The following is a 23,174-nucleotide window of genomic DNA, read 5'->3' on the forward strand; positions in this document are numbered from 1 at the left end:
CTACCGATTCTCGAGCCACGCCAAGACGCCGTCGCGCGAGCTGGAGCCCGAGCTCGCGCGACGGTGGTTGATGGCGTGGGCCATCTCGAGTGCGCGGCGGTTGATGGGGTTCGTCGTGAGGTAGCGCATTCGCGCGTCCGAATCGCCGATGGCGTCGGCGCGGATCCCGATCTGGTCGATGATGCCCTCGAGGATTCGCTCCGCCGAGGGATCTCCGGCGGCGGCATAAGCCTCGAAGGCGGCCAGCTTCAATCGCACCTCGGCGAAGCCGCCGCCCCCGAGTCGATCGAGCCGGATCAGCGCCGCGTTCGCGTGCTCGCGCGCTTCGACGACCCGGCCGCGGCGCAGCAAGATCTTCACCCGGGTGGCATCGGCGTATGGCCGGAGCGCGACGAAGTCGATGAGCCCATCGAGCGCCTGCCCGAGGTGGCACTCCGCCAGATCGAGCGCACCTCGGTCGAGAAAAATTTGCCCGAGGATGGCGTTCCCGAACGCCTCCAAGTTGTCGTCGCCCGGGTGCTCCAAATAGCTTCGAAGCAGCTGCTCCGCTTCTTCCTGATCGTGCAGCGCGCCGCCATCTTCCTTGTCGGCCAGGGCCATGGCCAATTGCAGTGTGGCAATTCCGTCGGTGAACTTGTCGCCATCCCGCAAGGCCTCGGCCCGAGCGGTTCTCAGCTTCTCTTCACCGGCATCGATATTCCCCAAATGCGCCAGCGATATGCCTCGGTAGATCCGCGCCCTCGTGAGATGGCGCCGGTGATTGACCATTTCGAACAAAGCCTCGGCCCGAGCGGCGGCCATCGATGCCGACCAGGGATCGCGCGAGAGGTACCACCCCGCATGCGCGTGCGAGAACTCCCACGACCCCCGGACCGGGAGCCGGTGGCTCGTTTCGACGATGGTGTCCATCCGGGCCAAGTAGGTTTTCACCTCCTCGCGACGCGACAGCAAGGTCAACATACCGGACAGACTGCGCAGCGATTCCACATACGCCCCGATCGCATCGGGTTCGGGATCGGTCGTACGCAGAACTTCGCCCCATTCGAGCGCCTCGTCGTAGCGATTGAGCGACGACAACATCGCCACCACCATCGTTCCCACCGCATTGCACCAATCGACGCTGCCGCGGTGGAGCAAGGGAAGCGCCTCGGATACGAGCGCATACCCCTTCAAATAGTCGCAATCCATCATGAGCGCGCGCGCTTGCACACCGCGCAAGCTTCCACGGAGCTCGCCCTTTGCGCCACACGCAATGCCCTGTTCGGCGAGCCGCGAGACCTCCCGAAGGTTCGCATGGTCGAGCGCCTCCGCGGCCGCACGCGCGTAAAACACCGTCGCTCGGTCCAGCTCCCCGCCAAGTGCGTAATGCTCCGCCAGAACGTTCGGATCGTGCTCGCCGGTCGCTTGAAGAAACTCGGCCGCCGCGCGATGGCCGGCCTTCCGGCCGCGGTCGGTGAGCAAGCCGTGCGCCGCCTCACGCACCAGCGAATGACGAAATGTGTATTCGCTATCGCCGAGAAGCCGGCTCGAACCGTTCTTCGTGATGAGCTCGCGACGCGTCAGTTCTTCCAGATGTTTGTCGATGCGGCCCGAGGGCATATGTTGCCGCATCAGGGCGAGAACGCCGCCACGCCAGAACGTGCCACCGTAAACGCTGGCAGCACGGAGCACCCGCTGCAGCTCGGGCTCCAGGTGCTGCAACCGTGCTTGCAATATCGCCACGACCGTGTCGGGCAAGTCGTCGGTTCGATTCTCCGCGACGAAGCGGATCAACTCTTCCAAAAAGAGCACATTGCCCGCGGCCTGCTCGACGATTCGCGTGACCACCGCCGGCGCGGCGCTCGCACCGAGGGCTTGGAGGACGAGCTGCGCGCTCGCCTGCGCATCCAGCCCATCGAGCTGCAACTCCTGGCGCCCACGGCACTCGCTCCAAAGCTTTGGATAGAGATCTGCGACCTCGGGCCTCGCGAGGGCGAGAACCATCAGCGGCTGGTCATGGCAGTCGCGGAGCAATGCGTCGATCACCCGCACGGTGAGTTCATCACCCCAATGCAGATCTTCGAGAACGAGCAGCACCGGATGGGCAGCACATTCCGCGCGTAGAAATGCCAAAAAGGCCGCCGTGACGTGCGTGACCATGGTGCGCCGATCCAATCGCGCATCCAATAGCTTCGGGCTCATGGTCGAAGGGAATGGAATCCCGCAAAGCTCGCCCAGAAATTCGCTCACGAATCGAGCTTCGCCCGGCGGCACGTGCTGCCGCACACGCTCGGCCAGCTTGCCTTGCTGCACGGCCAACTCCTCGTCATCGTGCACGTCGACGAGGCGCCGCAGCGCGTCGGCAATGAGACCATAGGGCGTACTCGCGCGCGTGGGATCGCTCCGTCCAATCCAGACGTCCGCGGATGGCCCCCGCCGCACGGAGCGCACGAACTCGTGGCGCAAACGCGATTTCCCCACGCCCGGTTGCCCGATCACCAGGCCGAGACGCGCGACCGAGTTGGCGCAGCACTCGTCGAGAAGGCGCTGCAGCTGCGCCAGCTCGCGCTCACGCCCCATGCAACGGGTAGGCTTTCCGAGAAGTAGCCGCGCGTCGTCAATGGCCAGCTCGGAGTCCAACATGAAGAATCCAGAGGGCTCCGGCCTCATTTGAAATCGGGCGTCGAGCAAATGCGCGGTCATGGCATCGAGGTAAATGCCGGGCCAATCGTTGGAATCCGCTTCTCCGGTGGGCATATGCTGCCCCGCGACGACGGCGGGCCCCGTCGTGATCACGATGCGCCGTGAGGCAAAACGCCCCCGCAAGAAGAGCGCGCAACGGGCGGCCTGCACGGACTGATCGGTCACCGTCGTACGCTCCGTTTGTGCCGAGGTCACGCGCAGCGAACCGCCGGGCAGGATCTCCAGGCGCGCGTCGAAGCGGTCTCGAAGCGTATCGCCGAGGGCCCGCAGCTTTTCACTGGGGCTTGGCTCCTCGCACGGATGCCCGCTCGCCACCGCGCGGTCTTCGACCACCAAGATGACGCTGACGAGTTGCATCGCCTCGGTTTCCTCGGAAAGAAGCGAGGTGGCGCACGCCTCCCGTACGTTCGCCCCCTGCGCGTGCTCCCCTGGAAGGGGCCCGAGCGCATTCAGTTCCTGCAGCAGTGCGCCGGCATCCTTGGGCCGCTGCGCAGGCTCCTTGGCGAGCATGCGCTGGATCAGCAGGTCCAGTTTTTCGGGTATGTCCGGTCGGACCGCACGCAAATTCACGAAATCGTCGAGAAGCATGTCGGGGAGTACCACCGTGGTCTGACCGGCGGCAAGAGGCGTCAGGCCGGTCAGGCATGCGTACATCAAGCAGCCCAGCGCAAACACATCGGCACTTGGCCCAATGTTTCGGTCGCCGCGCGCCTGCTCCGGGGCCATATAAAATGGAGTTCCCACGGCGAGCCCCGTGCCTGTCAGCTCGGACGCCATGAGCCGCGCCACCCCGAAATCGAGCAGCGTGGGGAGTGCAGGGTGCCCGTAACGGAGAAAAATGTTCTCCGGTTTCAGGTCGCGATGCACGAACCCTCGCCGGTGCGCGGCCGAAAGCGCGTCGGCGACACCGCGAAACATATTCACCGTCTCGAGCAGCGTCAGACCGCAGCGGTCGAGGCGCTCGTCGAGATCTTCCCCATCGAGCCACTCCATCGCGAGAAATGCGCGCCCGCCCGCGGCAATGCCATGATCGACATACGAAACGATCCCCGGATGCCGAAGCTCCGAGAGCATGTACGCCTCGCGACTAAATCGCTCGTGAAAATGGCGGCGATGCGCAAAAGGGAGAAGCACCTTGAGCGCCACGGTTGCGCCATTGCGTTTCCGATCGCGCGCCCGGTAGACGACACCCATACCTCCTTTGCCGGCCACACGCTCGACGATGAAGCGGTCCGCAAAGACCGTCCCGGGCGTGAGTTCCGTCCTGTCCATGGTGCCGCAGTTCCCCCCTCCCCTCTGATGTCAGACCCAAACTTCCGGAGAGCATTCGAAATCCGCAAATTATGCGCCCAAGTGGATGACTCAAGCGCGTTTGCGCGCGTCAATCGAAAGGCAAAAGTTGCCCAGGCAACATAACAAACGATCGAACGGCAATTGATTCATAGGGCTATCCACAAGTAGATAATCCGTGTCCGCGTCCCAATCGCTGATCGTGAATCGTTCAAAATCGTTAATTGGGTGATATTGAAATTTGGACTGCGAAGAATCGTCGACGGGCTCGGCGGACGTCTTCAAAAATTAAAGTTACCTGCACGCACATTTAGTGCCTCACCATTTGCGCACTGATCATCAGACCAGATAAGACGTTGGCCCGCAAAAGACGCGGTTTGGACGTCAGGGGAGGACAACATGATTCGATCAAATTGGTTTCGTGCAGGAGCTATTGCACTTCTCGCGGCATCGTTCGGGGCGCTCGGTTGCGCTTCGGGTGACAGCGGCACTTCTTCGAGCGATCCGCTCATGGGCGATCATGGGACGGCCGCACCGGCCCAGGCCAAGGCCAAGTCCCACTCGGGTCGTGCGGTGGCTTTGTCCGTCGACGCCAAGCCATTCGGACTTGGCAATTACGGCGGTCTCAACGTCGCGGACACTGGCGCCCTCGATGCGGCGGGAACGCCGAAGTCGTGGACGCTGACCGGCGTAAACGCGGACAACCTCGCTCAGTATGCCAACCTCAACGCGTCGGCCAAGGGCACGGACAGCGGCTCGCACGCCGCCTCCGCGAGCGTCAACGGCACCGTGTTCGAGGCAGCCCCCGAGGGCTCCTTGCTGGCGGACCTCTTTCAACCGGGCGGCGGTGGCATCGTGATCGACCTGTCGAAGCTCCTCCAGAGCCTCGGCCTGTCCGATCTGATCGACGATCTTGTCGGCAAGAACGCGCCCGACCTGCTCAAACTGATGATTCGCTACGACGTCATTCAGCAAGATGCGGACGCATCGTGCACGAAGGGCGGACCGGTCACGTCGGCCAAGACCACGGTCACCGGCCTGACGTTCAACGGCAAGCCGATCGTCGACATGACGGCGGTCCCGAACTCGACGGTTTACGACCTCAAGGATTTCTTGGGTCTCAACCTCGGCTACATCACCATCAATGCACAATCGGCCGAGGGCGGATCCATCGATTCGGCCGCGGTGGTCATCAACCTGTTGGACATCGTCGAAATCAAGCTCTCGCGCGCGAGCGCGGGCGTCGAATGCGCCGGCGGCGATCACTGATCTAGCCAACGATTCGGACCGCGGGCTCGTCCGAGGCGAGCCCGCTTATTCTCGCTGACGCGTCGAGCGCGTCTCGTCACTGGATTTTCGCTCGCAAGGACCGAAGGGGTTTTGGGAGGGGTCCGTCTGGCCCTTGGCGAGCGAAATCCAGGAATCCAATCCCCCGCGAGGACGCGAGGGCCGCCAACGATCCGAGGGGACAATCCCCCCCCCGAACCCGCACGGCGCTCCTCGCGTCCTGGCGGTTGATTGGACACGAGCCCAACAATAAAGTGAATTGGGCACGCCATCCAAACGGTCATATCCACCACCCGTTCGTGATTTGTTCGCCGGAGCCACCGACGGCTCCTAGGATCCCGTGGACGGGATGCCATGAGCGTGGACAAGCTCGAGCTCAAGACCATCTTCGCCGGACGCTTCCTCGTGGAAGACGTAGCGGGGACGGGCGGAATGGCGGTGGTTTACCGCGCACGCGACCAAAAGCGCGGCAACGCGCCGGTGGCACTCAAGGTGCTTCGCCGGCTCGGACACGTGCTGCGCGTTCATGAGCGATTCGCGCGCGAGGCGTTCGTGCTGTCGAGGCTGCAGCATCCCGGAATCGTTTCGTACATCGATCATGGGATCACCCCGCAAGGAGACGCCTTCCTGGTCATGGAATGGCTCGAAGGGGAAAGCCTTCGCCAACGTCTCAATCGGGCCGGCCTATCGCTCGTCGAGACGGTGACCCTGTTTCGCGGAATCGTCGATGCCCTTTCGGTCGCGCACCGCCACGGGATCGTGCACCGCGACCTCAAGCCCGAGAATATCTTTCTTCGAGGCGGACGGGCGGAGCGCGTGTCGCTCCTCGACTTCGGCGTGGCACGTCTGATTTCGTCCGAACTCACGTCGAGCGGACTGGCATTGGGGACGCCGCTGTACATGGCGCCGGAGCAGGCGCGCGGGGAAACGATCGGTCCGAGTGCGGACGTGTTCGCACTCGGGTGCGTGATGTTCCAATGCCTGACCGGGCGGGTGCTCTTCGAGGGATCGCATCCCACAGTCGTCATGGCGGGCATCTTGCTCAATGAGGCCCCGGCCTTGTGCTCGGTGCGGCCGTCGATGCCGAAGGACCTGGAAATGCTGCTCGCGCGGATGCTTGCCAAGGATCCGCAGCAGCGTCCCAAGGATGCGAGCGCGCTGCTCGAGGCGCTGAACCAGCTCGCGCCCACGTCGGACGAACCTGCGCCCGACCGTGCCTCCGCGCCGGCCGTCCCCTTGTCGAACGAGCAACAACTCGTGAGCATCATCTTGTCGCTCGCGCCCGCGCCCGCCGAGGGCAAGGCGTTTCACCCGCCCCTCGCCGATGCGCTGCGCAGCCGCTTCGGTGCGCGCGTCGAAGAGCTGGTGGACGGCTCGATGATTGCGACGCTCGCGCAGACGGAAAGCATGACGGCGACCGACCAAGCCGTGCAAGCGGCGCGGTGCGCCCTCTTTCTGCGCGAAGAGTCTCCGTTGCAGCGCATCGTCCTCACGACGGGACGGGGGATCGTGGGCGAGCATCTGCCGGGCGGCGAGGTCATGGACCGCGCGAGCGAGTTGGTCCGCCGCTCGCAATCGTCCGCACCGCCTTCCACGGGCGGCATCTGGGTCGACGACATCACGGCGCAACTGCTCGATGCGCGCTTTCGAACGAGCCGAACGGAATCGGGGGTTTGCCTGCTGCGGGCGGAGCGAACGACCGAGGAAAATCGGCTGCTGCTCGGAAAGCCGACGCCGTGCATCGGTCGCCATCGGGAGCTCGCGCAGCTGCAGATGCTCCTGGCGGAATGCTGCGAGGACTCCGTCGCCCGCCTCGCGGTGGTGCTGGCGCCGCCGGGGATCGGCAAATCGCACCTGCGCCGCGAATTCGTCCGGCACGTGCAGCAGGATCCGGCGAGGACCGTCGAGGTGTGGCTCGGACGAAGCGATCCGACGCGTGCGGGTGCGCCGTACGGCTTGCTCTGGGATGCCTTGCGAAGGCTCATCGATGTCCACGACGGCGGGGAGCTCACCGCGCAACGAAGCCGGCTCCGCGAGCGGGTGCGGCGCCACGTGCCTGCGGGCGAGGCGCAGTTCGTCACCGAGTTCCTCGGGGAGCTCTGTCGGATCCCCTTCCCGTCGGAGACCAGCCCGAAACTTCGAACCGCGCGCACCCAGTCGGGCACCATGGCCGATCAGGTGAGCGAGGCCTTCGTCGCCTTCGTGCGCGCGGAGTCGGCCGCACACCCGGTGCTGCTCGTGCTCGAGGACCTTCATTGGGGCGACGGCCTCACGGTGCGCCTCGTCGACGACATGCTGCGCGAGTGCAGCGATCGGCCCGTCATGGTGTTGGCCCTCGCGCGCCCCGAGGTCGAAGCGCACCATCCGAAGCTCTGGGCCGAACGCAAACGCGAGGATCTCCGGCTCGACGGGCTGACGAAAAAGGCGAGCACGCAGCTGGTCACCCGGGTCCTCGGCACACGGGTCTCCCCCGACGTCGTGGAGCGCATCGTCGAGCAGGCGGGTGGCAATGCGCTCTTTCTGGAGGAGCTGATTCGTTTCGTGTCGCAAGACACGTCGGGCGCCATGCCGGATACCGTGATTGCGATGTTGCAGGCCCGGCTCCAGCGGCTCGAGCCCGAACTGCGCCGGATGCTTCGCGCGGCCAGCGTGTACGGTGCGACGTTTTGGCGAGCCGGACTCATTCCGCTGCTCGGCGAGCACGATTCGGGGGCGAGCATCGACCACCGGCTCGAGACGCTGCTCGATCAGGAGCTCCTCGTGCGCAATGTCACCAGCCGGTTCGTCGGAGATACGCAATATTCGTTTCGGCACGTGCTGCTGCGGGAGGCCGCCCACGGCACACTGACCGACTCGGATCGCGCGGCGGGTCATCGCGCCGCCGCCGCCTTTCTCGAATCGATGGGCGAACGCGATCCCGGCGTTCTCGCGGAGCATTTCGCCCTCGGTGGCGACGCGGCGCGGGCGGCGGAGTACTACGCGCGGGCGGCGACCGAAGCCATCAACTACAACGAGCTGGCGGCTGCGGGGCGCCTCTCCGAGCGGGGACTCGCCGGCGGCGCGACGGGAACCGTGCTCGGAGCGCTCCTGACCGCGCGCGGACGTGTGGACTTCTTCGCCTACGATCATCCGAGCGCCCGCGCGCGCCTTCAAGAAGCGCTGTCGCTCCTCCGCCCTGGGACCGACGACTGGTGGCTCGCCGCCGGCACCTTGATCTTGGTGACGACCGCCCTCCTTCGTTGGGACGAAGCCCTGCACCTGGGCGACGAGTTGCGGACGGCGCCTTGCGAACCCGAGGCGGCGTCGATGCGCATGCGGGCCATGTGCTCGTTGGTCATGAAGCTGGTTTGGTCCGGACAACATGCGAAGATCGCGCCCTACCTCGCGCACGCGGATGCGTGGATCGATTCCCTCGAAGAGCCCCATGGGAGAGCCTGGTGGGAGCTCGCGCACGTGGTCGACGACTTGTGCTCTCAACCGAATCCCTGGGCGGCCTCGATGGCGGGCGCGCGCGCCGAAGCGCTGCTCGAGCAGGCGGAATTTCTGCGCCTTCTGGCGTTCGTGCGGGTCTTTCGAGGCCACGCCCTCGTTCATCTCGGCAGCTTCGACGCGGGCGAGCCGAAGCTGCGCGCCGCCTTCGAGGTGGCGCGCCGCAAACGCGAACCGTGGCTCCTCTCGGTGGCGGTGCCGTACCTCGCGCTGGCCCTCATCGAGAAAGGGGATCCCGCGTCGATCGACGAAGCTTGGAGCATCCTTCGCGCGTTCTTGGAAGGCCCGGGCGATCCCAGCATGCAGGGCCATGCCCAAAGCCTCTTGGCCGAGATTCACCTCGGGCGCGGCGAGCTCGAGCCCGCCGAACGGCTCGCGCGACGCGCGCTGGACATGATCTCGGAGTTCGTGGTGCTCCGGCCCCATGCCGATGCCGTGCTGACCCACGTCCTCCGGCACAGCGGTCGCCATGCCGAAGCCTGCACGCACGCCGATACCGCGATCGCCTGGGTCGATGGGATCGGCGGCTGCGGCACCTTCGAGGTGCGCCTTCGATGGGCCGCGTTCGAGGCGCACGCGGCCGCGGGCAGCCCAGAGGCCCCGCGCATTTTGCAGGCCGCCGTCGAACACGTGCACGCGCGTGCCGACGGGATCCCCGATGCGCGCGTTCGCGAGCGCTTCCTGACGGAGGATCCGACCAACCGACGCGTCTTCGAGGAAGCGCGAAAATTGCTAGGAATCTAAACGATAGCGGACGGCTTACCGACTCGAGGTTGCCATGGAACTCAAGACCGTCTTCGCAGGACGGTTCATCATCGAAGAGCTCGCGGGGACCGGCGGCATGGGCGTCGTGTACCGCGCGCGCGATCAGCAGCGCGATGGATCCACGGTCGCGCTCAAGGTGCTCTCGTCCACGGCGTACGTGCGACATCTCCACGAGCGATTCACGCGCGAGGCCGATGTCCTCTCGCAACTGCGTCATCCGGGGATCGTTTCGTACATCGACCATGGAACCACGCCGCAGGGGGAGCCTTACCTCGTGATGGAGTGGCTCGAAGGTGAAGACCTGGACCACCGCCTGGCCCGGCAAGGTCTCACCCTTCCGGAAACGGTGACCGTGTTTCGACGGGTCGCCGATGCGCTTTCCGCCGCGCATCGGCATGGGATCGTGCACCGCGATCTCAAGCCGGAGAATATCTTCCTGGTCGGCGGCCACCTGGACAAGGTCTCGCTCCTCGACTTCGGCGTGGCGCGGCTGGTTTCCTCCGAGCTCACCGCACACGGTCTGGCCGTGGGAACCCCCTTGTACATGGCGCCGGAGCAAGCGCGCGGCGATCGAAATGTCGGTCCGAGCGCCGACGTGTTCACGCTCGGGTGCGTGATGTTCGAGTGCCTGACCGGGCGAATGCCCTTCGCGGGAAGTCACACCTCGCTCATCCTGGCGAGCATCCTCCTTCAGGAAGCACCGCGCCTGCGCACCCTGCGGCCGACGATGCCGGAAGACGTGGACGATCTGCTCGCACGGATGCTCGCCAAGGACCCCGAGGAGCGGCCGAAGGATGCGAGTGCACTCCTGCAAGAGCTCCTCGCGCTCGGGCCGCTCTCGGACGTGCCTGCGCCCGCGGGGCCTCCGAGCACGCGACGTTCGTTCGCACCGCCGTCACGCCCTTTGAGCGAGGAACAGCAGCTCGTGAGCGTCGTCGTATCCATCGACGAGAACACGCGCCTCCGTTCCCTGACGGTGGGTGAGGAAGAGCCCACGGAGCCGTCCCCCCGCGCGGCCCTCGCCGATGCCGTGCGTGGGCGTTATGGGGCGCGCGTCGAGCTGCTCCTCGACGGGTCGATGATTGCCATTCTCGCGCAAACGGAGCGGATGACGGCCACCGAGCAAGCGGTGCAGGCCGCGCGTTGCGCGCTCTTCACCCGCGAAGTCGAACCCTCGTTCCGGGTGGCGGTGACGACCGGACGAGGCGTCGTGGGTGCGCATCTGCCGAGCGGGGAAGCCATCGACCGGGCGGGCTCGTTCCTTCGAACCCTCGCGCGGTTGGAGCCGCCGCCGTCATCGAGTGGCGTGTGGCTCGACGAGGTCACGGCGCAGCTCCTCGATGCGTGTTTTCAAGTGGGCCGAGCGGCCTCTGGGTTCCGCGAGGTGGAAGCGGAGTTCCTCACCGACGAAGCGCGGCCCCTGCTGGGCCGGCCGACGCCGTGTGTGGGGCGCGACCGGGAGCTCGCCCTGCTTCGCATGCTGCTTTCGGAGTGCTGCGAAGAGCCGGTGGCCCGGCTCGCGATGCTCATCGCCCCGCCCGGGATTGGCAAATCCAGATTGCGCCGCGAATTTCTGCGGCAAGTCGCGCCCGATGGGGAGGCGAGCCTCACGATCTTGGTCGGGCACAGCGATCCCACGCGCGCCGGTGCGCCGTACGGCCTTCTGTGGGACGCCATCCGCGGGCTCGTCGACGTCCATGATGGAGAGGAGCCGTCGGCGCAGCAGCACAAACTTCGCGAACGCGTCCGACGCCACGTGCCGGCCAACGACGTGCAATTCGTCAGCGAATTTCTCGGTGAGCTTTGCGGAATTCCATTTCCGTCGGAGAGCAGCCCCCGGCTTCGCGATGCGCGGAGCGAGCCGCACTCCATGTTCAGTCAGGTCAGCGCGGCGTTGGTCTCGTTCTTCCGCGCCGAAAGCCATGCGCACCCCGTTCTGCTGGTTCTCGAAGACCTGCAATGGGGTGACGTCCTCACGGTGCGTGCCATCGACGCGGTGTTGCGCGAGTGCCGCGACAAGCCCATCATGGTTTTGGCCTTGGCCCGACCCGAGGTCGAGGAAATTTTCCCGAAGCTCTGGTCGGAGCGCAAACGGCAAGACTTTCGGCTCGATGGCCTCACGAAGAAAGCGAGCGCGCAGCTCGTGGCACGGGTCCTCGGCCCAGAGATCGCGCCCGCCGTCGTGGCACGGATCGTCGACCAGGCTGCGGGCAATGCGCTCTTTCTGGAGGAATTGATTCGCTTCGTGGCGGGGGGCGAGTCCACGGCCATGCCGGCCACGGTGCTGGCCATGCTCCAAGCGCGCCTCAAACGCCTCGAGCCGGAGCTGCGGCGGGTGCTGCGCGCGGCCAGTGTTTTCGGCAGCACCTTTTGGCGCGGGGGCGTGCTCGCGCTCCTCGGCGAACAGGATTCCCCTGCGAGCGTGGACGATTGGCTTCACATCCTGGTCAACCAGGAGCTCGTGTTGCGCGAGGCTGGTGGACGATTCCTCGGGGATGTCCAGTACGCGTTCCGCCACGAGCTCGTGCGCGAGGCCACGTACAGCATGCTGACCGACGCGGATCGCATCGCCGGGCATCGCGCCGCGGCGGCCTTTCTCGAATCGATGGGCGAACGCAATCCGCGTGTCCTCGCCGAGCATTTCGCCCTCGGCGACATGATGGCGCGGGCCGCGGCGTTCTACACGAAGGCGGCGCTCGATGCCTTCGATCAGAGCGATGTCCACGCCGTCGTCCCCCTGACCGAGCGCGCCATCGCGTGCGGGGCGGACGGCGAACTCCTGGGGACACTGCTCACGGTGCGTGCGCGGGCACACGCTCTGGATTGCGAGTTCGACCACGTGCATCCGCTCCTCGTTCGGGCGCTCTTCCTTCTCCACCGCGGTAGCAAGGAGTGGTACATGGCCGCGGGGATGATGCTCATGGTGGCGGGGATCCTCGTGCGCCCGAACGAAGTGTCACGTTGGGGAGAAGAGCTTTGGGCCGCGGAGTGCGATTCGAAGAGCGCGGTGGCGCGGATGGAAGCCACGTGGCTCGCGGCGGGGTACTTCGCGCGCGCGGGGGCACGCTCCCGGGCCGAATGGCAACTTGCGAAGATGGACGCTCACATTGCGCCCATCACGAGTCTCTTTGGAAAGGGTCTGTGGAGGCTCGCCCATGCGGAATCCGCCTGGTACCTTCGGCCCGAGCCTTGGGACGCATCCAGGGCGGCCACCGATGCCGAAGGCATGTTCGAAACGTGCGGCCACCACCGGCTCGTGGCGTTTGCGCGCATCTACCGAGGCATCTCGCTTGCGCACCTAGGCAACGTCGACGCGGGCGAGCAAAAATTGCGAGCCGCCTTGGCCGAGGGGCATCGCTCTCGGGAAGCGTGGCTCATCTCGAGTGCCACGCCCTATCTGGCCATGCTGCTCCTCGACAAGGGTGGCGATGCCTCCATCGAGGAGGCCGAACGGCTCCTTCGCGCCTTCTTGGACCAGCCGGGCGACAGGAGCCTTCAAGGGCTGTCGCACGCCATTCTGGCGGAGATTCTTCTTTTGCACGAGGAACTCGAATCCGCCGAAAAACACGCCCGCCTCGGGCTCGGCCTGATCACCGGATTCGCCATTTACAGGGCCCATGCCAAGGTGGTGCTGACGAATGTGCTGCTGCGCAGCGGGCGAGCGGCCGAAGCTTGCGAGCACGTGGACGCCGCCATCGCGGAGCATGCACATGGCTGCGGCTTCATGGAGGTACGACTTTGGCTGACGGCCTTCGACGCCCATGCGGCCGCCGAGACCTCCGCGGCCGCGCAAGCTCTGGAGGGCGCCGTCGAGCGGATACGGATCCGCGCAGAGAACATTCCCGACGCGGATCTTCGCCTGCGCTTCCTCACGAGAAACGTCGTGAACCGACGCGTCCTCGAGGAAGCGAAAAAACGATTACCTCGTTCGGCCGTGGAATTTGCTCTTTAGTTTCGCGCCTCGCGGAATGCTTGCAGGTAGCTGACCGGGGAATGGTCGCCCACGGAATACGGCAGACGCACCCTGTGCAACACCGGGATTTGCTCGAAGACCCATGCCGCGAGTCCGACGGGGATGCTCACTGCGGCCGACACGACCTGTTGCGACAACTTGCTCCGCGGCGTCCAGCCATCCTCGCCACCGTGAAACTCGTAACCGAAATGCTCGAAGTTCCCCAGAATGACCGATGGTAGTCGCGTCACGAGATCGTTTCCATAGACGTGGCGAAACACCATCTTGTCGAATCGCGAGCACGTCTTGGCAAACTCTTTGTCGCCCACCATCGGTTGCCCATACGTATAGATCCCGCGCACGAGCGGGCGCCACTTCACGTAGATGGGCCGACCGAAGATGAGGGCTGCGGCCACGATGGCCATGGCTCCACCCAAGCTGTGCCCCGTGATGTAGAGGGCCTTGAGGCGTTTCGACTCGGATGGGTCGTCGATGGCCTTCTGCACGTCATCGGCCAGCTCGGACCATACCGCGCGCACGTTTCGTACGAAGCCGCCATGGACATGGCCCATCGCGAGAAAGTCGACCATTCTGCAGTTGGCGTCGGTCAGAAAGTTGATCGCGTTCGCCGGCTCCGTCCCGCGAAACGCAATGACCCCCACGTTGCCGCTGCGAATGAAGAAGGCCGTCGAGACGACGAGCATCGGGTGGTTCGCCACCGACACTTGCTTGCACGTCGTCCCGGGGCCGACGATGCCTCGATGACGGAGCTCGTCGATGAGGATCTGGCAATCGGAGTAGGCCCACGAGGAGATATCGGCCAAAATATCCGCCGCTTGCCTGTAGTAATAAACCGACTGATCGTGGGCGGTGGCGACGTCCAACGAGGCGAGCTGCCGCGAAGGTCCGGTCGAAATCGCGAGCGCCGCATTTCCATTGGTGGCTTCGAGCCCGTATACGGCTGCGGAATCGTCTTCGAGCTCGTAGGTGCTGACCTTCCCGAATCGTTGCAGATTGCTCATTATGGAGCCCCCTTCCCTTTATGGCACTTTACCTCACGCGAGGCCGAGTGCGCGCGCAGAGAGCGAGCCGCATGACGTGGGTCAAATTCGACTTCGCTGGGCGTGGCCTCCAATTTGCCAATCGAGCTCGAATGCGGAAATAGGCAATTACCTTGCCGCCACCCAATGTTGCCACATGCTTGTTCAGTGATGGCCAACGACGACCGGCTGGGTCGGTTTCATCGACTCTACCGCGAGGCGCTTCGTGACAGTCTCGTTACCGTGATGGGCCATGAAGCGCTCGCGACCCAACCGATGCCCGCTTCAGAATGATCGAAAGCTTGAGCTCCGTATCAGGACGGCGCGTGCCCGGTACCTATGGCGCTATCGGTCACCCTCATCATTGATTGCGTCAATTTGAAACTAAATTAATTCAAAAACATTTCACAATCTACAGTTGAATACGTCATTCAAGTCCTTAGCATGCATTTCATTGCATACACACTCGGCAACACGTTGCTCTTGCATGCGATCCTTTTCGATCAAACTCGTGAAAGTGAGGCCTCAAATGAATGCTTGGCTAAAGAATATCGTAACGTCGATGGTCCTTGGCTGTCTGTTCGTCGTTTCCGGTTGTTCCTCGGATCCCGATCCTAACGAACAAGAAGAACGGAACGCTGCGCCGTTGTCGGCCAACGAGCTTCGAAATGCGCTTCCTACGTGCGCCTGCGAAGGGTGGTATACCTGCGACGGAAACCCTGAGTTTTACGACTATTGTGCCGGCCGTCCTTCTTCCCGGGACTACGCACGCAAAGCGTGCGAGCGTGTTTGTGGCGAGGGAAGATGCACGAACCACGGTCCGTATTGCGGCGAGCCGTAAAGAACGCGTTCGCGACGTCGCGACTATATTTTTCGTTCAAAGATGGCACGCGCATTCATGCCCATCACACAGCGCCCCGATCTCTTCCGGGTCGGCTTGCCGCTCGTGCCGCTCACCGACATGATCCGTTATCCGGGAAGTGGTTCCGGCCAGACCTGGATACCCGAGTATGGCTCGGCGGCGGTTCCTTCGCAGTTCGCGGCGCTGTTCGCTTATTCGCCGTATCACCACGTGCAGCCTGGCGCGGCGTACCCGTCGGTCCTGGCATTGTCCGCGGACAGCGACGACCGTGTGGATCCCATGCACGCGCGAAAGTTCGTGGCAGCCCTGCAGTCCGCGTCCTCCGGAGGGCCGGTCCTTCTGAGCACGCAACGAAATGCAGGACACAGGGGAGCCGACGCCATCAAGCGCTGGGTCGAAGACGAGGCCGATGCCTATGCATTCACCTTGTCCGAAATGGGTGTCCCGTGAGCATCGCGTGACCACAGCGGGACACCGGCTCGGGCTCGTGAGACTCGCCGTTGCGAAGAGGCGAGATTTCATCGATTCTTGTAGCTTCGGATGGCATTTCACGCGCTCTTTGGCCGCTCCCGCGAGCTTGGGGATCTCGAGGCTGCACTCGGCCGTGCCCTCGCGGGTCAGGGCAGCGTTTTTCTGCTCTCGGGTGAGGCTGGCATCGGCAAAACACGCCTCACCGAAGAGATCGCTCGATCGGCCGAGGAACGTGGCGCCATCGTCGCATGGGGCCGGGCCTGGGAGGTGGAAGGTGCGCCTCCTTGTTGGCCATGGACACAAGTGCTGCAAGCCTGTCTGCAGACCCCCGCGGGGGCGGACTTCGCCGCGAGCCATCCGCGCGGCGCCGATCTTACGCCGTTCTTGACGGCGATCGGAGCGGGGAACGGCGGGGAAGCGGAGCTCCAGCCGCTGCGGGTCGGTTCGGCCATCGTCGCGCTGCTGCAGCGTTTGGCCGCAGACGGCCCGTTGGTCCTGGCGTTCGACGATCTGCACGCCGCCGATGTCACCTCGCTCGAGCTTCTCTTGGCTGTGGCGCGGGACCTTCGACGGCTTCGCGTGCTCGTCGTTGGGACCTACCGCGAGCTCGAGGCGCGTCGCCTCCCCAAGGTGTCGGCGCTGTTGAACCGCCTGGCACGTGAAGGCGCCCTTCGTCCTTTGGGCCGCCTCGATGCCGCGAGTGTCGCGCAATGCTTGAGCGAGGCGCTTGGCGCAGAGCCAACGTCCGAGCTGGCCGCGGCGGTGTTTGCGGCCACGGAGGGCAACCCTCTCTTCGTCGATGCGCTGGCCCAGCTCCTCGCGGCGCGCGGTGGAGCCTCGCTGCCCACGGGCTTCGCGCTACCGGACAGCATCCGCGAGACCGTGCACGAGATGCTGCAGCGCCTCTCGCCCGAGAGCCGGCGCGTGCTCGATGCGGCGGCCGTGTTGGGCCGCGAGTCGTCGGTGGCCACGTTGCAGCTCGTGTGCGGAAGGCCGGCCGAGGAGATCCTCGTCGCCGTCAACGACGGGCTCGCAGCCGGCGTGCTCGGGGCCGACTCGAGGTCGACCCAGCCCGTGCGATTTGCGCACGTGCTGATCCGCGAGGCCCTGTATCAGGCGCTCTCCCCCGTGGAGCGCGCGCGTTGGCATGCCAGCGCCGCACACGCGCTCGAGCAGATGCACGGGGCCGATCTCGATGCTCGCCTCGCCGAATTGGCGCATCATAAATTCGAAAGCGCGCCGCTCGGATCTTGGCTCGAGGCCGCGGATTTTGCGACCAAAGCGGGACATCACGCCACGAGCCTCTGCGCATTCGACGATGCGGCGAGGCACTTCGATCGCGCGCTGACCGCGCTGGACCACGGCCAGAGCCGCGACGATGCGCGGCGTGCCGATCTTCTCTGGCGCCTCGGTGTGTCGCACATCCGCGTGGGGCAATCCCCGATGGGCAAGGAGCTCTGCGAGCGCGCAGCTGCCATGGCGGAGCGCGCGGGGGAGCCGCGCATCTATGCGCAGGCCGCCTTGGCCTACGGCTTCGAGAGCCAAGGCGCGCGGGTCGATGCGCGGCTGGTCGAGCTGCTCGAGTCGGCGTTGCGGCTCAATCCGGAAAAGGACGCGCTGCACGCGCAGATCATGGCGCGTCTCGCGACCGCGATGACGCCGACGTTGTACCGCGAACGGCCGCTGAAACTCGCCCACGAGGCCATGGCGCTCGCGCGTTCCTTCGAGGATCGTCGCGTCTGGCTCTCCGTGCTCTCCACCGCACGGGGTACGTTCGGAGCGGCGGACGATAGCTCCGAGCTTACCGCCATCGATCGGGAAATCGGCGCACTCGCAAGCGATCTCGGAGACAAACCTCTCGAGTTTCATGCGCATTACCGACTGTGCCGGCTCGCATTCCAGCGCGGCGAACGGGAGATGATCGAGGTCGAGCTGGCCATCCAGCAGCAGCTCGCCAACGAGACCCACGTGCCACAGCACCACTTGTTGGCCGCCGGCGGGCGCCTTTCCTTGGCCACGATGACCGACCGTGCCGAAGACATCGCGAGCGCCGAGCGCGATGTGCGTGAGCTCAGTGAACGCTGCGACAATCCGGCATGGCTTGCAGCGATCGAGGCCAATCGCATCGTCCGCGCGGACCTTCACGGCGACGCGGCCGGGGAAGTCGCGGCGATGAAAGCGCTGGAAGCCGTGGAAGCCGCCCATCCGTCGTTGGCGACGTGGAACGTCCTTGGCGTGCCCGCGATTCAATGGTGGCGGATGTTCCGGGACAAAGCCGCGATCGCCGACCCGCGGCTGCGCGAGGAGCATCGCGCGTGGATCGATCCCCTGGACCTCGAACGCGCGCGTCCGATGCTGGGGCACATGCTCGCCTTCATGGCACCGCGGTTCGTTCAGCTGCGCGATCGAAACCGGATGGAGCTCCTCTACCGGTTGCTCCTTTCCTTCGAGGGGTGCATGACGGGATGGCCGGTTCCGTCGGTCACCGTTGGCCCCGTCTCCCACGAGCTCGGTGCCCTGGCGGCGGCCCTCGATCAGCCGGAGCGCGCCGCCACCCATTTCGAGCACGCGATCCAGCTTTGCCAGCGTGCCGGCTTCCCCCGACTCGAGCAGCGATCGCGCGAAGCGCGTGAAGCTTTGGTGCACGGATCCCTCGATGCGCGCCGGCCCCCCTCGCCTGCGCGGCTCCCGGAAAGCGCTTTATCGCGCTTGGGGCGCGAGGTGCACGGCTATCGCATCGCTCGCATCCTCGGCGTCGGCGGGATGGGCACCGTCTATGCGGCGTCGCATCCCGACGGCCGTCGTGTGGCCATCAAGTTTCTGCACGAACGATTTCGCGACGATGCGGTAGCTCTCCATCTTTTCCATCGCGAGGCGGCCCTCGCCAACGACGTGCGGCATCCGGGGGCCGTCCCCGTGCTGGCCCACGACACGGACTCGAACGGTCACCCCTTCTTGGTCATGCCGCTGCTCGAAGGCGAGACGGTGCGCGCCAGGTGGGAACGCGCGCAAAAGCGTCTACCCGCGCACGAAGTGGCCGTGATCATGAGGGATGCGCTCGACGTACTGGCCCATGCCCACGCGGCCGGCATCGTCCACCGCGACATCAAGCCGGAAAATCTGTTCATCACGTCGACCGGCGACATCCGCGTGCTCGATTTTGGCATCGCACGCCGGCTCGACGGCGATGGAAGCATCACCATGACCGGCAACGTGATCGGCTCCCCCGCCTTCATGCCGCCGGAGCAGGCACTCGGCCGCCGCGGTGCGATCGGGCCGCACAGCGACTGCTGGGCCGCCGGCGCCACGATCTTCACCTTGCTCTCGGGCGAGCTCGTTCACGTCGCCGACAACGCCCAAGCGCAACTCGTCGCCACCGCCACGACACCGGCGCGCTCCCTCGCCGAGGTGGTGCCCGGCATTTCTCCGAAGATCGCGCAGGTCGTCGATCGCGCGCTGGCCTTCGACGCCGCCGCACGCTGGCCTTCGGCGCGCGAAATGCGCGAGGCCCTGCTCTCGGCCTTCGACGACGCACTGGGGCGCTCCGTGGACGCGATCGCCCAAGAGCTGCGCGCGGAACTCGTCGCGGAATGGACGGCCATGACGACGATGCGTGCTGGCACACGCTCGCCATCGTCGACGTGAGCGTCATGTAAGAAATACTTTCACGATGCTTCAGATATTCTAGCTTTTCCTGAAAGCCGTGCCGCCCCACAGTGTGAGGATGGCCGAATATCGCGCAGCGTTCGATTTTCATATCACCTTCACCAATGGAGGGGATCTCTCCGGGAATGGCTTTCGAATCGACGTACCGCATGCCGACGTGACGGAGGCCGAGGTCGGGCGCCTCTTGGTCAAGAGCCTCGGCTTGCTCATGGCGGGCACCATCGACATTCGTCAGCTCACCATTCTCGAGGAGGCGCATCGTGGCTCACGGACCGTCGACCCTCCCGCGGCCGACCGGCGCCGTCTGATCGAGCTGAGTCATGTCATCGCCCACGGCATGACGACGTATCCCGGCTTGCCGGGGCCCGAGATTGGCGATCATCTCAGCCGCGAGGCCAGCGAAAAGGCATACGCGCCGGGGGTGCGCTTTCACATTGGGCGCATCTCGATGGTGGCCAACACCGGCACGTACGTGGATACTCCGTTCCATCGCTTCGACGATGGCGCCGATCTCGCGACCTCGTCGCTCGAGCACTTCGCCGATCTCGAAGGCGTACTCGTGCGGACCGCCGGATCCGGGCAACGCGCCATCGACATCGCTCAGCTTCTGCCGTACGAGGTCCGCGGGCGCGCCGTGCTCCTCCACACGGGATGGAGCCAGCATTGGGGAACTCCCGCATACGGCGTCGACGCCCCTTTTCTCACCGAGGCAGCGACCCAATGGCTCGTCGAGCATGGAGCCGCCCTGGTTGGAATCGATTCCGTCAACATCGACGACGTGGGCGATGGCCTCCGCCCCGCCCATACGGGGCTATTGCGCGCGGCGATTCCGATTGTCGAACACCTCACGGGACTCGAGAAACTGCCCCCCACGGGCTTTCGCTTTCATGCAGCACCGCCGCGCATTGCGCAATTTGGTACATTTCCGGTGCGTGCTTACGCTGTCGTCGCGTAAGCCCCTGGCCGTGTCGCCGCGTCCATGATGGACTGGCGACGGGGTGATGCTGCGGACGGCGACCAGCACGCGAAACGAGATCGGGCTTGCTCTCGCCACCGTTTCATTCGCCTCCTTCGCCAAGTTGATGGCCTATCTCCCCAGCTGGGGACTCTTGCTCTACGGCGCGTGCGCCGCCGGCGTGTTGGCGTGCGCACGACGCAAGCTCCTGTCCCCAGCGGCGCCGCGGCCGAGCGATCGGCGCGTTCACCAATGCGTCGCGACGGTGCTGCTTGTGCTCACGGTTCTCGTCCTCGTCGTGCACCCCATGCTCGAGCTATGGACCGCCAAGCACGATGGGGCAGGCAGCGACCGCGACGAAGCGTTGGAGCAGGCGGCTCTTGCTTTGGTCCGGTCGGGACGACCTTACGAGATTGTCTTGAGCACCGGACACCCGATCAGCCCCCTGCCCGGGGAGCTCATTCTGGCATTGCCGTTCGTGCTCGTGGGCGCGTCGGGCTTGCAGAACATCGCCTGGCTCGGACTTTACTATGCGACGCTCTCCGTAACGCTGTCATCTTCGTGGCCCGCGGCGCTCGGATTGTTCGGCATGCTGCTGCTTGCCCCTGGGGTCGTGCACGAAATCGTCACAGCGGGGGATCTGCTGGCAAGCAGCGTCGCCATCGCAACCGGGTGCATGTGGCTGGTGCTGCAGGCTCGACGCCCGTCGAGCCTAGGCCGGGTGTTCGCACTCGGCGCACTGTTCGGCGTCATGCTCTCGAGTCGGTTCACCTATCTATTGATTGTCCCCCTCGTATTCGCAACGTTGGTGCGAATTCGCGGGATGCGCACCGCGTGGCTCGTTTCCGCGGGCATGGCCATTGGATTCATTGCGGTGACGGCGCCTTTCCTTCCATGGGCCTCGGGCACGTTCGGCCCCTCGCACATCTTCGAGAAGGTGAATCTCATCTCCGAGGTACCTCGTGCATCGTGGCTCATCGCGGGCATCTCCTGCGCTCATTCGGTCCTCGCATCGTGGCGTATTCTCCGCGGCGATGCCGAGCGCCTCTTCGCGCAAGCCACCTATGTGCTCCTGACACCGGTCTTGCTGACGGTCCTCCTTTGCTCCTTTGAACTGGGCATCGACGCCGTGGTGCAATTCGGCTGGTATGCCTTGTGGTGTGTGCCGTTTGCAACCGTGACACTCGCACGGGTCATCCCACGAGGGTATACTCCGCCGCAATGAGACTAGGGCTCTTCCGCAGCACGACGCTCGCGCTCCTCGCCATTGGCGTCTCCTTGCCCAGCTGCAGCAGCGACGATTCGCAAGCTCCGCCGGCAGACCCCTCATGCACCGCCGCCACCAAGTGCACGTTCTTTTCGAGCGGAACCAGCGAACTGGAGATTCAAAATCGAATTGCGACCGTCCGCTCGGGCGAAAGTGTCAAATTCGGACCTGGCCATTTCACGTTTTCGAACCAAATCGCGCTGCCGTCCAACGTGAGCGACATCGCCCTGCTCGGCTCGGGCCGCGAAACCACCGTGCTCGATTTCGCCGGGCTGACGGTGGCGAGCAACGACAGCGTCTATGCCCAATACGTTCAAAACCTGCGCATCGAGGGCTTTGCCGTGAAGGACCCGCCGGGTAACGGCATCAAGGTGCTGCAGGGCACCAACGTGACCTTTCGCGATTTGAAGACGTACTGGTCCTCGGAGGACAAGGCCAAGCATGGTGGCTATGGCCTTTATCCGGTTCAGTCGACACATGTGCTGATCGAGAAGAGCCTGGTCATCGGTGCCTCGGACGCCGGCATTTACGTAGGGCAATCGAAGAACATCGTCGTGCAAGGCAACGAAGCGCACGGCAACGTCGCAGGAATCGAGCTCGAAAACTGCTTCAACGCCGACGTTCACGACAACGATGCACACGACAATGCCGCCGGAATCCTCGTTTTCGATGTCCCGCATCTGGAGCAAGTCGGCGGGCACGACATCCGCGTTTTCAAGAACGTCGTTCGCCAAAACAACGAGACCAATTTCGCGCCCTCCGCGCTCGTGCGGCACGTGCCGGGAGGGACCGGGGTGGCCGTACTGGCCAGCACCAACGTCGAGGTCTTTCAGAATACCTTCGACAAGAATAACACTGCGCACATGTCGATCCTTAGTTTTCTGGTCGTCGAGCAAACCACCGATCCGAATTATGCGCCGTACCAGTGGCCGAGCAAAATTCACGTCCACGACAACACCTTCACCGAGGGCGGCACCGCGCCCGACATCAGCAAGGATCTTGGCGCCCTTCTGACCCTCGGGAAATTCCCCGAGAACAACCGCGTCCCCGACATGCTGTACGATGGCATCCTGCCGCAAGGTGCCGCGGGGCCCAATCCGCAGCGGATCTGCATCGAAAACAACCTGGGGAGCGCCGCGTCGGCGTTCTCCAATTTGCATTTGGACAAATTCGACCGGAGCAAGCTCAATCTCGCCGAGGTGCGCGAAATGAACCCGCCGGAGTTCGTGTGCGAACTTCCGCCAATAGCCGCGGTTCGACTGCCATAAGGGCTCCTTCACGACGGCCGCGAAGAGAACCCCCGTGCAAATCCAATAGAGTATGGTAATGCTTCCATTAGAAGCAGCCTCGTAGACGTATGGTTGCTTTTATCGCGCAACACGGTATGAATGAATATGGCGTCACCACCCTTGAAAAGGACGGGGTGGTGCAGGAATTCGCCTTTCACG

Annotated in this window: 10 protein-coding genes; 8 read left to right on the forward strand and 2 right to left on the reverse strand. The window is 64.7% G+C overall.

Translation table 11 applies throughout. From position 1 onward, the window contains the following. Positions 1–3,954 carry a protein kinase gene (locus tag LVJ94_27080; protein WXB00574.1) on the reverse strand — a complete coding sequence of 1,318 codons (3,954 nt, stop codon included), beginning with the start codon at positions 3,952–3,954 and terminating at the stop codon, positions 1–3. A 417-nt stretch (positions 3,955–4,371) separates the two neighbouring features. On the opposite strand from LVJ94_27080, the gene LVJ94_27085 reads away from it, so the two are divergent. From LVJ94_27085 to LVJ94_27095, 3 genes are all read left to right on the forward strand, one after another. Beyond that, positions 4,372–5,241 carry a hypothetical protein gene (locus tag LVJ94_27085; GenBank protein WXB00575.1) on the forward strand — a complete coding sequence of 290 codons (870 nt, stop codon included), beginning with the start codon at positions 4,372–4,374 and terminating at the stop codon, positions 5,239–5,241. Between the two features lie 372 nt (positions 5,242–5,613). Continuing rightward, positions 5,614–9,492 carry a protein kinase gene (locus LVJ94_27090; protein ID WXB00576.1) on the forward strand — a complete coding sequence of 1,293 codons (3,879 nt, stop codon included), beginning with the start codon at positions 5,614–5,616 and terminating at the stop codon, positions 9,490–9,492. A 34-nt stretch (positions 9,493–9,526) separates the two neighbouring features. Further along, positions 9,527–13,465, forward strand: coding sequence for a protein kinase (locus LVJ94_27095; GenBank protein WXB00577.1), 3,939 nt, complete (start codon positions 9,527–9,529; stop codon positions 13,463–13,465). On the opposite strand, the gene LVJ94_27100 is transcribed toward LVJ94_27095, so the two are convergent. Continuing rightward, complete coding sequence (locus LVJ94_27100) at positions 13,462–14,487, reverse strand: lipase family protein (GenBank protein WXB00578.1); 1,026 nt, start codon at positions 14,485–14,487, stop codon at positions 13,462–13,464. The genes LVJ94_27095 and LVJ94_27100 overlap by 4 nt on opposite strands. 916 nt (positions 14,488–15,403) lie before the next feature. Between LVJ94_27100 and LVJ94_27105 the strand changes: the two genes are divergently transcribed. From LVJ94_27105 to LVJ94_27125, 5 genes are all read left to right on the forward strand, one after another. Next, positions 15,404–15,817: a prolyl oligopeptidase family serine peptidase gene (locus LVJ94_27105; protein WXB00579.1), complete on the forward strand. Its 414-nt coding sequence runs from the start codon at positions 15,404–15,406 to the stop codon at positions 15,815–15,817. Positions 15,818–15,907: 90 nt separating this feature from the next. Next, entirely contained in the window at positions 15,908–19,483 is a 3,576-nt protein-coding gene (locus tag LVJ94_27110) for an AAA family ATPase (protein WXB00580.1), read from the forward strand. A gap of 79 nt (positions 19,484–19,562) precedes the next feature. Continuing rightward, positions 19,563–20,459, forward strand: a complete 897-nt coding sequence (locus LVJ94_27115) for a cyclase family protein (GenBank protein WXB00581.1) — start codon at positions 19,563–19,565, stop codon at positions 20,457–20,459. Positions 20,460–20,502: 43 nt separating this feature from the next. Further along, complete coding sequence (locus LVJ94_27120) at positions 20,503–21,684, forward strand: hypothetical protein (protein WXB00582.1); 1,182 nt, start codon at positions 20,503–20,505, stop codon at positions 21,682–21,684. Beyond that, entirely contained in the window at positions 21,681–22,994 is a 1,314-nt protein-coding gene (locus tag LVJ94_27125; protein WXB00583.1) for a right-handed parallel beta-helix repeat-containing protein, read from the forward strand. The genes LVJ94_27120 and LVJ94_27125 overlap by 4 nt, the downstream gene beginning before the upstream one ends. Positions 22,995–23,174 lie beyond the last annotated feature (180 nt).

It is taken from the genome of Sorangiineae bacterium MSr11367 (genome assembly GCA_037157805.1).
In the GTDB taxonomy this organism is placed as follows: domain Bacteria; phylum Myxococcota_A; class Polyangia; order Polyangiales; family Polyangiaceae; genus Pendulispora; species Pendulispora rubella.